Origin of the sequence: Pseudomonas petrae, from assembly GCF_021728295.1 — a bacterium.
Lineage (GTDB): Bacteria > Pseudomonadota > Gammaproteobacteria > Pseudomonadales > Pseudomonadaceae > Aquipseudomonas > Aquipseudomonas petrae.
In genome coordinates, this window is record NZ_JAKJXE010000007.1 from 153613 (window position 1) to 166778 (window position 13166).

Annotated in this window: 12 protein-coding genes and 1 tRNA gene; 6 read left to right on the forward strand and 7 right to left on the reverse strand. The window is 58.7% G+C overall.

What is annotated here, in order from left to right; translation table 11 throughout:
- The first annotated feature begins 297 nt into the window (after window positions 1-297).
- The 3 genes from L4G42_RS14040 (at window position 298) to L4G42_RS14050 (ending at window position 1997) form a co-directional block, all read left to right on the forward strand.
- The gene (locus L4G42_RS14040) at window positions 298-579 is read left to right on the forward strand and encodes a hypothetical protein (RefSeq protein WP_237254842.1); all 282 of its coding nucleotides are present in this window, start codon (window positions 298-300) and stop codon (window positions 577-579) included.
- A gap of 193 nt (window positions 580-772) precedes the next feature.
- Window positions 773-1621 carry an HPP family protein gene (locus L4G42_RS14045; RefSeq protein WP_237254843.1) on the forward strand — a complete coding sequence of 283 codons (849 nt, stop codon included), beginning with the start codon at window positions 773-775 and terminating at the stop codon, window positions 1619-1621.
- A gap of 103 nt (window positions 1622-1724) precedes the next feature.
- The gene (locus L4G42_RS14050; protein WP_237254844.1) at window positions 1725-1997 is read left to right on the forward strand and encodes a hypothetical protein; all 273 of its coding nucleotides are present in this window, start codon (window positions 1725-1727) and stop codon (window positions 1995-1997) included.
- 42 nt (window positions 1998-2039) lie between these two features.
- Here the strand turns inward: L4G42_RS14050 and L4G42_RS14055 are convergent, their stop codons facing one another.
- The 5 genes from L4G42_RS14055 to L4G42_RS14075 form a co-directional block, all read right to left on the reverse strand.
- Complete coding sequence (locus L4G42_RS14055) at window positions 2040-4325, reverse strand: Orn/Lys/Arg family decarboxylase (RefSeq protein WP_237254845.1); 2286 nt, start codon at window positions 4323-4325, stop codon at window positions 2040-2042.
- Window positions 4322-5731 (reverse strand): putrescine-ornithine antiporter, encoded by a 1410-nt coding sequence (potE, locus tag L4G42_RS14060; protein ID WP_237254846.1) that lies wholly within the window; start codon window positions 5729-5731, stop codon window positions 4322-4324. The genes L4G42_RS14055 and potE overlap by 4 nt, the downstream gene beginning before the upstream one ends.
- Before the next feature lie 344 nt (window positions 5732-6075).
- A complete protein-coding gene (ampE, locus tag L4G42_RS14065) occupies window positions 6076-6912 on the reverse strand; it encodes a regulatory signaling modulator protein AmpE (protein ID WP_133774262.1) in 837 nt (278 codons plus the stop codon).
- A gap of 15 nt (window positions 6913-6927) precedes the next feature.
- Window positions 6928-7476, reverse strand: a complete 549-nt coding sequence (ampD, locus tag L4G42_RS14070; RefSeq protein WP_237254847.1) for a 1,6-anhydro-N-acetylmuramyl-L-alanine amidase AmpD — start codon at window positions 7474-7476, stop codon at window positions 6928-6930.
- A 123-nt stretch (window positions 7477-7599) separates the two neighbouring features.
- Window positions 7600-9840, reverse strand: a complete 2241-nt coding sequence (locus L4G42_RS14075) for a DUF1631 domain-containing protein (RefSeq protein WP_237254848.1) — start codon at window positions 9838-9840, stop codon at window positions 7600-7602.
- 383 nt (window positions 9841-10223) lie between these two features.
- Here L4G42_RS14075 and nadC point away from each other — a divergent pair, with 383 nt between their 5' ends.
- The 3 genes from nadC to L4G42_RS26050 all read left to right on the forward strand — a co-directional run bounded on the left by nadC (window position 10224) and on the right by L4G42_RS26050 (window position 11558).
- The gene (gene nadC / locus L4G42_RS14080) at window positions 10224-11072 is read left to right on the forward strand and encodes a carboxylating nicotinate-nucleotide diphosphorylase (RefSeq protein ID WP_237254849.1); all 849 of its coding nucleotides are present in this window, start codon (window positions 10224-10226) and stop codon (window positions 11070-11072) included.
- 80 nt (window positions 11073-11152) lie between these two features.
- On the forward strand, window positions 11153-11383 hold the full coding sequence (locus tag L4G42_RS14085; RefSeq protein WP_237254850.1) for a hypothetical protein: 231 nt from the start codon (window positions 11153-11155) through the stop codon (window positions 11381-11383).
- A 46-nt stretch (window positions 11384-11429) separates the two neighbouring features.
- Window positions 11430-11558 carry a hypothetical protein gene (locus L4G42_RS26050; protein ID WP_272903866.1) on the forward strand — a complete coding sequence of 43 codons (129 nt, stop codon included), beginning with the start codon at window positions 11430-11432 and terminating at the stop codon, window positions 11556-11558.
- Window positions 11559-11634: 76 nt separating this feature from the next.
- On the opposite strand, the gene L4G42_RS14090 is transcribed toward L4G42_RS26050, so the two are convergent.
- Together L4G42_RS14090 and L4G42_RS14095 are read right to left on the reverse strand one after the other, a co-directional pair.
- A complete protein-coding gene (locus tag L4G42_RS14090; protein WP_237259301.1) occupies window positions 11635-12870 on the reverse strand; it encodes an oligosaccharide flippase family protein in 1236 nt (411 codons plus the stop codon).
- Between the two features lie 193 nt (window positions 12871-13063).
- Window positions 13064-13139: transfer RNA gene (locus L4G42_RS14095), tRNA-Thr, on the reverse strand.
- Window positions 13140-13166 lie beyond the last annotated feature (27 nt).

Consider the following 13166-nt stretch of genomic DNA (forward strand, 5'->3'; position numbering starts at 1 on the left):
GATAACCAACATTCCCGGGAATGCCTTCCGCTCAAAACTCATGGGCGTACCATCGCCCTCACACCCAAACACGAACCGAGGGCAGGAAAAATGATCGTTCATCTCCTTACTTGCTTGACGCTCGCAGCGCTCACCAGCTACGTCGTCGCCCTCAAACTCTTCGATCTGGGATCGGTCGTCATGACCGCGGACGAAGAGGACCATCGTGTTGTGGCACCGGCCAACTAAGGCCAAGTAGCTGACACTTATCAGCACCTTTCACGCTTTCAACTTTCTGTTAGATGCGGAGCAATCGACATGACCCGAGACGTCACTTTGCACGTTAGTTTTCCCAGATTTGGAAAGAACTATTACTCACAACATGTCGTTGCCCGCAAGAACAGCCATGGTCTCGTTGAGGACAATCGCTTCGGCGGCTTCATGATGCCTTCGGCGGAAAACCACTTCAGCAATGAGGTGGTGGGCTTTAACGATCAGTTCCGGTTTTTGACTGACGTATTGGCCATGCACTTGCTGGAAGTTGAAGAGGCCCGACCTGCACGCCGAGCTCGACAGTCAGCTCAGTCGCGCAGTTTGTGAATGCAGCTTTGCACAGCGCCACCCACGCAGCCAGGTAACCCCGACCTTGGCGACAGGGGTGGCTTTCTTTTGCGCGCATCTATTCCATGTCTCAAGCGTCTTGAATCAAGCCAGCGCTCTTCACGTTTGCCTTGGCCGGCCAATCCATTGAAAATCCCCGCGCTTTTATCCCCTCTCTTGAAATGTGTTGATCGTGAAAAACCTCCTACGCAGTTTCATCCCCCACTCGCTTAACACTCACCCTGCCGAATGGTCGCGCGCCGCAATCGGCGCGTGCCTGGGCATCTTCGTCAGCGCGGTATTCTGCCGCGAGCTGTATGACATCGACATCACGCTGCACCTGCTGGGCCCGGTCGGCGCGTCGGCGGTGCTGCTGTTCGCCGTGTCGACCGGCGCGCTCGCTCAGCCGTGGTCGATCCTCGGCAGCTATCTGATCGCCGCGCTGGTGGCGCTGTTGTCCATCAGGCTGCTCGGCAACACCATTAACGCCGCCAGCTTGGCGGTCTGCTCGTCTATCCTGCTCATGTGCGTGTTCCGCTGCCTGCACCCGCCCGCTGCGGCGGTGGCGATCTGCATCGTCACGTCGAAGAACGAGCTGTCGCCCATGGGCCTGCACGTGCTTGGCCCGGTGATGCTCAACGCGGTGTGTCTGCTGGCCGGCGCGCTGATCTACAACAACCTGACGAGGGTGCTTTATCCCAAGGCGCAGGCCGGAGAGCTGCCGGTGCCCGAACAGGTGCCACTCAACAGCGATGGCTTCAACGCTGAGGATCTCGACAGGGCGCTGGAGGAAATGGGCGAGTTCGTCGACGTCTCCCGCGAGGACCTCGAGGAGATTCTGCACAAGACCGAAGAGCACGCGCTGCGGCGCAACCGTTCAGATATCGACGCCGCGCGGATTCTCTCGCGCAGTACGCAAAGCCTGTCCCTGGAGCACTCGATGGCTGACGCGATGAAGATGCTGGCCACGAATGACAGCAAATACCTGCCGGTACTGGATGGCGACAAGAAGGTGGTGGGCATCATCACGCTGGTCAAGTGACAGCTCGCGTTAAGCACCCACTGGCGGAAATTCAGAATCTGAGGTCTGATGCGCAAAGCTCGTACAGATAACGAGCCACACACTTACTTCTGCGGAAACCCACATGAAACACGCCCTGCTCGCCGGCTTGCTCCTGACTGCATGTGCCCTGCCCTTCGCGGCAAATGCCAACGACGACAACAATCAGTGCCAGATGAACCTGAGCAAGGTTCGTGACGCGAAAGTCGCCAATCCCAATCTCAGCGACGCGGTCAAAAACGATATCGACACCACCGTGCATCGCGCCGAAGCGGCCTTGGCGCGGCACAACGATGACGGCGGACGTGAGTGCGTGGCGCTGACGCAGCAGGCGCTGCAAAAGGCCCAGAGCAACTGAGCCGGAGGTGCGCCAGATCGCCCACCTCTTTCAGCGCTGAAGTTATTTCAACACCAGCATCCGATAAAAACCCGCTTCGCTTTCAATCCCGTGGGTGTCGTGGGTGAAACCGGGGAATGACCGGTCGAAGCTTTCCAGCGCCCGAAGATAGGCCAGCAACGGCCCGTCCGCAGTCCCTGCGTTTTCCCCCGGCATCAGCAGCGGGATGCCCGGCGGATACGGCACGATGCCCGTCGCGGCAATACGCCCAGCGGCCTCCTCCAGGGTGACCTGCTCCACCTCGTTTTTGACCAACTTCTCGTAAGCCTCCACCGGGCTGAATTCCGCCTTGGGCAACGTGCCGAACGCCTTCGACATGGCCGCCGTGGTCTTGGTCTCTTTCATCGCGGCAAAGATGTCTTCTGCCAGATCCTTCAGCCCCATGCCGGCATAGCGCTGCTGGTTCGCAGTGAGCAATTCGGGCAGGCAAAGCTCCAGCTCAAGGTTGGTGTCGTAGTCGCGTTTGAAATCCAGCAACGCGTTGACCAGCGTGCCCCACTTGCCCTTGGTGATGCCGATGGAGAACAGGAAGAGGATGGTGAAGTCGGTGGTCTTCTCGACGACGATGCCCTGATGCCCTAGATAGGCACTGAGCACACAGGCCGGAATGCCGAAGTCCTGCAGGTTGCCGTCGTCGCCCATGCCCGGGCTGAGGATGGACACCTTGATCGGGTCGAGCATGCAGTAGCCGTCTTCGATGTCGCCGAAGCCGTGCCACACCTCGTTGGGGTGCAAGACCCAGCAATTTGGATCGGTCTTGAGCTGGACGGGATCGACTTCGTGAAACGCAATCGCCGTGGCCCCGACCTGCACTGTAGGCGGCTGCCAGCAGGAGAAAAACCAGTCGTCGTGGCTCAGCATGTCGGTCTGCATGCGCGAAATGACCTGACGGAACGCGACGGCTTCTTCGATGGATTCGTTGGTCAGAATCTGTCCACTCGGCGCTTCCATCATCGCCGAGCTGACATCGCAGGACGCCATGATCGCGTAATTGGGCGAAGTCGACGCGTGCATCATGTAGGACTCGTTGAAACGCCCGTGGGGAATCGGGTTGCGGCCGTTACGGACATGAATCATCGAGGCCTGAGACAACGCCGCGAGCAGCTTGTGAGTCGACTGCGTGGCAAATACGGTGGGCTTGGACGGATCGTGATCATCCGGGCTGCCGTGCATGGCGAAGCGGTCTTTGTAGAGCGGGTTGAACCGCGCGTAGCCGTACCAGGCTTCGTCAAAGTGCAGCCGGTCAACACTCTGCCCCAGCAGCTCTTCGACGCGGGTGACGTTGTAGGTCAGGCCGTCGTAGGTGGAGTTGGTGACGATGGCATGCACCGGCGTCGGGTCGGTATGGCTTTTGACCAGCGGGTTACTGGCGATGGCGGCTTTGACGCTCTCGGGGCTCAGGGTCTGCGGCAGGATCGGGCCGATAATGCCGAAGCGGTTACGGGTCGGCACCAGATAGGTGGGGATCGCACCGGACAGCGTCATCGCGTGCTCGACAGACTTGTGACAGTTGCGGTCGCACAAGGCGATCTGGTCACGAGTTACGCTGGCCATCAGGATCACGCGGTTGGACATCGATGAACCGTTGGTCACGTAGTACGTTCGGTGGGCCCCGAACACCTTCGCCGCATAGCGCTCGCCCTGGCCGATCGGGCCGCTGTGGTCGAGCAACGAGCCCAGTTCGCCGACGGAAATCGACAGGTCGGAGCGCAACAGGTTTTCGCCGAAGAACTCGTAGAACGCGCGGCCTGCGGTGCTTTTCAGAAACGCCGTGCCGCCGGCGTGGCCCGGGGTGTGCCAGGAATATTCGTAGCTGCGGGCAAACTTCAGCAGCGCGCCGAACATCGGCGGCAACACCGCCTGACGATAGCGCTCGATAGCCGCCATGATGCGCCCGCTGAGGAAGCGGCTGGTGTCTTCCGGCAGCCAGATGAAGTCGTCGGCGTGCTGCATGACAATCAACGGCACACTCGACGCCGTGCTGCGATCGCTGATCAGAAACACCGGCACGCGCGTGTTGCGCTCGCGCAGGGTCGTGAGCAGATCGATGCATTGATGATGGTCCTGGCTGTCGTCCATCTCCCAACTGAGCAACACGCACTGGATCGCCGGATCGGTGCTGAGAATCGACTTCGCGTCGCTCAAGCTTTCGGAGGTCAGCACGCTGATGGATCGTTCTTCCACGTCGCTGATCAGCTGGATCAGGGCCCGGCCGAACACGCTGCGTTTGTCGGGCTGGCTGCTCACCAGCAGCGCCAGCATGCCGAGCAGGTGTCTGTTGTCGCTCATGGTCGAGTCTCCAGAGTGGCCAGGTTCAGGTTATTGACGGGGATCGACTCGCCGACGATGTGCTGCGCCGCGACAGTCTGTGTCGGTACGCTGTTGTTCAGCGCTTCAAGCTTGATCAGGCGAGTGTTGACGAAGCCGAACAGGGTGTAGCCGACGATGGTCGCCACCCCGCCGAGCATCAACGCTTCAGCGCCGGAGCTGTACAGCGCCAGATAGCTGTACGCGGTTGCGATGCCAGCGACGATGTTGGTGATGAGGGCTTTTTGCGGCGGTACGTTGGAGACCTTTTGCAGGGTCATCAGCGTTGCCATCGACAGGATGTACGGCACCAGGTTGGTCACCACGGCAAGATTGACCAGCGTGTCGAATTGCTTCGCCAAGTCAGGACTGATGGTCAACAGCGCGAGGCCTGTCTGAATCGCCAGCAAGATGAGCATGCTGATGATGGGCACCCCGTGCTTGTTGGCTTTGGCAAAGATCGGCAGGAAGTAACCGGTGTCCGCCGAGCTTTTGAACACCTGCGCCACCGTGAACTGCCAGCCCAACAACGAGCCGACGCAGGCCAGTATCATCAGGCCCATGACGATGTCGCCGATCATGGGGTTGAACATCTTGGCGAACACCAGCCCGAAGGGTGCGGTTGAAGAAACAAGCTCCGCGTTGCCGACGATGCCGGCGATGACGTTGGTCGACACGATGTAGATCACCGCTGCACCGAGGGTCCCGCCGAGCACCGCGATGGGCACGTTCTTCTCGGGGTTTTCGACGGCATCGCCGTTGGCGCACGCCGACTCCAGCCCGAGAAACGCCCACAAGGTAATCGCCACCGAAGCGCCCGCTGCCTCGTACCAGGTTTTGTCGTGGGGATTCCATCCTGCCGCATACGTGCTGCTGTCGAACCAGAACCAGCCGATTGTCGATACCAGCACCACGGGAGCAATAACACCCCATACGGTCACTGCGCCAATCTTGCCGGTAATACTCGCGCCGCCGAAGTTGGCGAACGTGGTAATCCATAACAGCGCGATGGTGGCCAGGCCGACTTCCAGGGAGCCCAACTTAATATCAAACAGCGTTTGAATATATCCAACTGCGGTGATACTGATAGCCACGTTCGCAATCAACAACGACAAACCGTATGTGTAGTTGGTGATGTAGTTGCCCGATTTACCGAATGTGTATTCCGCGTAGCCGCCCATGCCGCCGGTCTTGCGACTGAGCATGCCGCACCGCGCAAAAGCGTATGCCAGAGCCAGCGAGCCGGTGGCCGTGATCAGCCAGGAAAGGATGGAAATGCCGCCGACCTCCGCGAGCTTGGTGGGCAACAACACAATGCCGGATCCCAGCATGTTGACCGCAGTCAACATCGTGAGCTGGCCCACGCTCATTTTCTTAGCGACTGACATTGCGTTGCCCTATTTGAAAAAAGCGAGAAGGTTTAGCTATAGCAAAGGATTCTTGTTAATCAAGAATCAACCTGCCGCTAATTACTGGCGACAAGCCATCCTTGCTTGGCTAATTATATTTTTGAAGGATGGATAACTTTGAAAAAAGAAATGTTAGTTCAGAGGGATGGCGGCGTCTGGCCGAAGGCAAAGCAGGATAGCGTCAGGAACCGGCGGGGTATTGATCTATGTCAATCAGCGGTCAGGTAGCGAAGCGGCAACGCTGGTCAATTCGCAGAGGGTGGTTTGGGTCAAGCGACGCAAGTGCTGAATACGCGGGAGCCGGCTTGCCGGCTCCCGGCGATTCAAACGAATAACGTGATCAACGCAAAGCCGACGTACCAGACGATGGCCGAGCGGATGAGCAATTCCCAGAGCACGTCCAGGCTGTTGACACCTTCGACGCCCACCACTGGCGCGGGGACCTCGCCGGCGACGCAACCGACTTTGCTGATCAGGCGCGAGGCGCTGATGTTCCAGTTGAGCAGTTCGCTGAGCATCACCCGGCTGACCGCGACGAAGTTTCCGACCAGTGCAAAGCTGGCCGCCAGCAAGCGTACGGGCACCCAGTCAAATGCATGCCTGGCCTGGGTTGCGCGTTCGACCAGCGCAGGGGTTTTGCCATGCTCCGAAGCGAGGGCCAGTAAGCGGTACGCTAACGCGGCCACCGGGCCGAGCACGAAATACCAGAAAATCACCGCGAAAAAGCCCTGATAAATCTGCCACAGCAAATACGTTTGAGCGCCGCCCAATAGCTGTTCTTCATTCTCGGCCTGGACACCCAGATCACGTTCCGCGACCAGCACCGCCGCTTCCTGATCACCCCGACGGCAGGCGTCTCGAAACGAGCCGAGCGTGGCTTTGACGTCGCCACGGCCCAGGCTGTAAATCAGCACCAGCAAATGGATCGGCAGCGCGAGCCAGCCATAGGCAACCGAGCCGACAATCACCAATACCAGGGCGAGGACCACCAAAGGCAGCACAACCGTCACCATCAAAATCCACCACGGCCGTTTGGCTGAGCGTGGGTTGGATTCCAGCCGGCTCAATTGATTGAGCCATGGCCCGTCGCGCTGAATTCGCTGGCGCAGGGCCGAGAACTTCTCGATCCACACCGCCAGCAGCAAAACCAGAAAACTCATTAGCTGTTCCTCACTTCAAACTTCAAGGGCGGCACGAAACCGCGCCCAGTCAAAACACGGACCCGGATCGGTCTTGCGCCCCGGCGCGATATCGCTGTGACCGCATATGCGTACCCCCGTGATCGCCGGCCACGCCGCCTGCAACTGGCGGGTCAATTCGATCAACGCCTCATATTGCGCGTCAGTGAAAGGCTGATCATCAGTGCCTTCAAGCTCGATGCCAATGGAAAAGTCATTGCACGTCTCGCGACCGTCGAATACCGAGACACCTGCGTGCCAGGCACGATCGAGGCACGACACGAATTGAGTCACCTCCCCATCGCGCTCGATCAGGAAATGCGCAGACACCCGCAGCTCGGCAATGCCTTCAAAGTAAGGGTGTTCTGTGACGTCCAGCCGGTTCTGAAAAAATGCCTGGACCTTGCCGGTCTTGAACTGCGCGGGCGGCAGGCTGATGTTGTGGATCACCAGCAACGAGATTTCGTTTTCAGGGCGGCCATTGAAATTGGGTGAAGGGCAATGCTGCGCGCCGTGGCACCAGCCGGTGGCAGGGTCCAGATGCATGGGAAGTCCTTTGGGCGTGAAACGACAGCGCGCAGTATGCCCGCGACAGAAACAGAAGTGGATGGCGAATCTACGCTAAGGTCGCGCGGATACGCAGTCAGGGGTCGTAGGACCGATCTGGCCTTAGCTCTTGAGCTTGCGCAGATTGCCCAGTACCGACTCCAGTGCGCGGTCGAACAGCAGAGCGTCGTCGAGGACACGAATGGTGCCGCGACGGAATTCCACCGCCAGGCCCATGCGGGTTTTCTCAAGCACCTTCATACCGGTGCGATTGACGAACACATAGCGCCCGCTTGGCTCGACGATCGCCGCCAGCTTGCAGCGCAGCTTGTGGGATTCGTCCTCGTGGATCTCGACCCAACTGCCCAGACGGAGCTTTTCGACTTGCATTAAACCTTCGTCATCGGCGGGCAATTGCATCGACGGCTCAGCCTGAATCTGCTCGCCCGGCCCAACCAGCACGATCTCTTCGACCACTGCCATCATCGTCGGCCCGTAATCAGACCCGGCCTGATCGCCATCAGTAGTCGTGCCGGGTGCTCTCGTCACGTGGCTGAACGCCTGGACGTGAAGCACCTCGAGCTGGCTGAAGAATTCGCTGGTGGCAAACGGATCAAAAGCGGCGCTGCTCAAGCCGTCGCGCAGGGATTTCAGCAGCCCGGGCACCAGCTCGAGCAAACGCTGTCGGGCTTCCGGCTCGTCATGGGGCTCGACGCTCCAGATCAGATCGTCCATGGCCTGAAGCCCTGACGTCCACTCGATCGACCGATCACCGTGTTTCAGACACGTGAGTAACAGCACCTTGCTCCAGGCCTCCTGCAGCAGGCGAACAACCACCTGCGGCAGGGTCTTGCCGAGCAGGCGATCATTCAGCGCCTGCTGCACTCGCTGACGGGCCAACTCGGCCAACGCGCGGCCTTGTTCGGCGTCACGGGTACGCTGCTCAAGCAATTCGCTGCGACGACGCTCGTCGCTGGTGAAGGCCAGAAAATCTACCAGCAGCTCAGTAAAGATAGCCGGGTCATCGACAAAGTCGTGGAGCAGGCGCTGGACAATCTGATCGATGCGGGCATAAAGCGAGTCGCGCTGAGTGTCGTCGCGACCACCCCAGCCGAGCGCCGCAGAAGCGATTTCGTTCAGCAGCCGGCGCGCAGGATGGCTGCCACGGCTGAAGAAACTCTTGTCGATGACGGCGACCTTGAGCATCGGGATCTGCAAGCGGCCGATCAACGCGCGCAGTGAACCCGGCAGGTTGCGGTCGTCGAGAATGAATTCAAACAGCATCGAGATGAGGTTGATAACATCCTCATCCATCGTGCCGACGACGCGAAACTTGCCGCTCCTTGCGCTGACCCGGCTGATCAACTGCTCAAGCTGAGCGCGAAGGTTGAAGTCATCGCTCTCTTCGGCTTTCGGTACATATTGCTGCAAATGGGACAGCAGACGCAGCAGGTCCTGACTGGAAATCGGGCGCGCATCGGCCACCAACTCGGGGCGCGGCGTCAGGTTGCCACGGACGTGCACCAGCAATTCCTGCAGGGCAGAAAACACGTCCTGCACGCTTTTATCGAGACTTTCCGTCGCCTGAAGAATGGCGGCGTTGTCGGCACGCACGGCTTCGCTCGAAGGCGGCGCGCTGGCGCTACGATCAGTCGAACGACGGGACGGCAGCACTTTGAGTTCCGGCAATACACCGGCGGAAATTAACAACTGGTTGGCTTCCTCATAGAGCTGATCGGCGTTGCTCAAGGCGTACTTCTCGAACAACTTCAAAATGATCAGCTTCACCTTGATTTCAACGCCAAGACTGCGCCCGGCCTGCAGGAAATAGTCGCACAGCAGCGTCGGCCCCAACGGATTGGTCCCATCGGTCAACGGCTGGGGGATGAGTACGTTCAAACGCGTGGTCAGTTGACCAAGGGGGATACCGTCGCGACTCATGACCTTGACCACCATTGCGTCAACCGCGACGGTGCGTTCGAGATCATCGTTATGGACCAGTGCAAGCTTGTCGTAGGAAACGGGCTCGGGAATAGGGGGCTCAGACACTTCGTACTGGCCAAGGCGCAGGAATGCTTCAAAGAATTTGTCGAGGAAGTTGCGCTCGATGCTCTTGCGCTTCAGGCGCAAGTCGCGCATGGCTTCGAAAAAGATGTTCTGCTCAGCGTTGTTGTGAGCACGGTCGGCCATCTCGAAAAGCGTGTCGTCAGCGTTATCGAACAGCGTTTGCAGGCTTTCCTTCAACTGCTGCGCCGCCCGGTCACGGACCTGAAGCAGAACGACGGGCAGCCGAGCGACTGGCGAGGATCCCGGATGATCCGTACCTGCCTTCAAGGGCACCACTTTGTTAGCGTCGTTCTGCATCAAGGACTCCTCACACCGTCGACACAACTGCTTTAACAACAGCTACACCCCGCAGCGAATGAAGACTCGACTCCATTCGGACGGATCTCAAAATTTTATCCCTGGGGATGTTGCAGGCTAACGTCAACGCTATGACGTCAAATACAAGGCGAAAGTATCAGGTAAATCAGGCCCGCTCGCCAGCGGCCACTTCGCCTTGATTGGAATAATAGGAGGCGGCGAAGCGATGTGTGCAGCGATAGACCATCAAAATCACAATCTGTCGCATAACCGAGGAAAAAACCGACAAAGTGCAGGCCATGCACCCGACTGGGCACCTGGCGTACGTAGGTTGGTACACGCGTCTGCCATATACTCGGCGCACTTAGTCCGTGGAGCCTGATATGCCAAACCTACGTCTTGACGCCCTCACTGCTGAAATAGAAGCCAACGTGCGCCGTGCGTTGCTGGAGGATGTGGGCAGTGGCGACATCACCGCGCAGCTGATTCCGGCGGAGCGACTGGCCAAGGCCACTGTGATCTCCCGCGACGCAGCGGTAATTGCCGGCACGGCGTGGGTTGACGCTGTTTTCCGTCAGCTTGACCCGCGCGTCGCGGTCCATTGGCAGGTCGTTGACGGCGATCGCGTGCAGCCCGATCAGGCGCTGTTCCACCTGGAAGGCCCCGCCCGCTCCCTGCTGACGGGCGAACGCAGCGCGCTCAACTTTCTGCAGCTGCTGTCAGGCGTTGCCACCCGTGCGCAGCGCTACGCCGACATGGTCGCGGACACTCAGGTCAAACTGCTCGACACCCGCAAAACCCTCCCGGGCCTGAGAATGGCGCAGAAATACGCCGTCACCTGCGGCGGCTGTCATAACCACCGCATCGGCTTGTTCGACGCCTTCCTGATCAAGGAAAACCACATCGCTGCGTGTGGCGGTATTGCGGAAGCCATCACCGCCGCGCACAAGATCGCGCCGGGCAAGCCCGTGGAAATCGAAGTGGAAAGCCTCGACGAACTTGAGCAAGCCCTCGACGGCGGCGCCGACATCATCATGCTCGACGAACTGAGCCTGGACGACATGCGCGAAGCCGTGCGCCTCACCGCCGGCCGCGCCAAGCTGGAGGCCAGCGGCGGTGTGACCGACGCGACCTTGCGCACAATCGCTGAGACCGGCGTTGATTACATTTCTATCGGGACGCTGACCAAGGATGTGACGGCGGTGGATTTGTCGATGCGACTGAGCATCTGAGATCGCCCCGGCGTCTTTAAGGTTGAACTGCGCCGACTGGTCGGGCTCTGCTTGTTATTACCTTCATAGGGAGAACCAGCATGAACTGTTATCTGTGCCAGGCAGAAGCTGACCAGCGTGAGCCGACTCAGGGTGGTCAGGTGGTTGTCTGCCGTGACTGCGGCGAATATCTGATCTCAGATGTGGTGCTGAGGCAGCTGCCGTCGAAGCCGCTTAATTTTTCCAAAATGCGTGAAGATCTGCATCGGCAGCGGCAGTCCAATGCCACGTCTCGGGCGCAGATCAACAGCGAGACGGCGGTTTGGGCTTGAGCTTTTTGGCTTTCGGTTTTTTGATAGGGCAGATGAGGAAATGACGATGGCTGACGAGAAGAAACCTGACGAGAAAGAACAACCTGAGAAGGACGTGCCGGCTCACTCGACTGAGGAAGAGAAGGAGCGGTTGAAGGATCTTAATAAGGACGGGATTCCGCCGGGGATTTGTTGATTGCTTTGTAACTCGCAGAGCCCTGTTTCACGGGGCGCTGCGCATTCTAAGGTAAGACTTCGTCGGCTTTAAATAATCAACCGAACAAGGCCCTGCGTAGCTTCAAGCAAAGCGCGGCGCACAGGCATACCTCGGTTAGAACGGTGGCGAGGGCCGCCCCCTCAACGCCTATCACCGGAATCAAGGCGAAGTTCAGAGCGACGTTGACGGTGACAGCAACCATTAAGCTTTTTGCAAACCATCGCTCCTGCTGGGTGGCGATGGCATGCTGTGCCATCACGTAGTTCGGAAGCGCAAAGATCAGTCCGGCGAACAGTAGACGAATTATGGTGTGAGCCCCATCTGAGAAAGCGCTCCCAAACAAGATCCCAACCACCCAGGGGCCAAGTACCCACCCGCCCACCGCCAAAAGCAAACCGACGAACGCCGCTCCGACAACCGAATTGCGGCTGAATCGGTTTCCCTCGTCGCCATCTACCGCCAGTATTCTCATCCTCCGAAACAGCATCAAAGCCACTGGCGTAGCTAGCGCCATCAGGCCATCTTGAATCCTCGTCGCTACCGCATATTGACCAATGGCAGGCACTTCCCCCAACAGGTGCCGAAGAATAACGATGTCGATGTGGTGATAGAGAGTAGAAGCGAGACCGACCGCGAAGAAACTGACCGAACTGCGATAGGCCCAAACCGGCACCTTACACTCAATACGGCGCAACGTTGGGAAGTGCTTGAAGTGGCATGCGAGCGTCAGGCCCAGACCAAGCGCCCAAGCGAGAAAAATCGACACTGGATCAGCGCCAGCGATGAGCACCGACCCAAGTACAAGCAAGGCGCTTACGGTTCTGCCATAGAAAAGAAACTGGGCATCTCGCTCAAAATTTCCGGCGCCCTTAAACCAGGAGGACTGCCATTGCGTGAGAGTGATCATGGCGAAGCAGAAGATGCCGGCCATGAGAGCAGGCCCGTCTATCCAAAGGTGCAATGCGCCAGCAAGCAAAACGAAAACTGAAGTTGTTAGCAGCAGGTGCATCAGCGCAGTGCTTGGTAGTTCTGAGTAACGTGTGCTTAGAGCAGCGGATGGCGACGCTCGCTCCCGCATCAAGAGTGTGTTGAAACCTGCATCCTGCATAAGCACAAGAACGCTCACCAGCACATAGATGTAGGTGTAATGCCCAAACGAGCTCGATCCCATACTGCGCGCGAACAGGACCGAAAGGCCCAACGAGACTGCAGCGGAGTAAGCCGTCACGCCCCACTGCATTGCCAAGGGCGCCAACTGCTTGATCAGTGATGCTCTCGGCGCTAGCTCCATTGCAAATACACCTTCAGGCAGGAACCGTGATGCTGGCGAGTCGGGCAGATTGGAGATATGGAGCTATTCGATGGAGGTAACACGAACCGACCTTCTTTATAACTGCGGAGGAAGGTCGCGAGACCGGAGTGATGCTCGGGTTGACGCTTATGCTCGTTGAGCTTTGGGCTTCTGTGTGACCGCTGATGAGAAATGGTGCCGAAAATAGGAATCGAACCTACGACCTTCGCGTTACGAGTGCGCTGCTCTACCGACTGAGCTATTTCGGCTTCGGATGGAAAATTAGCAGGCGCCCT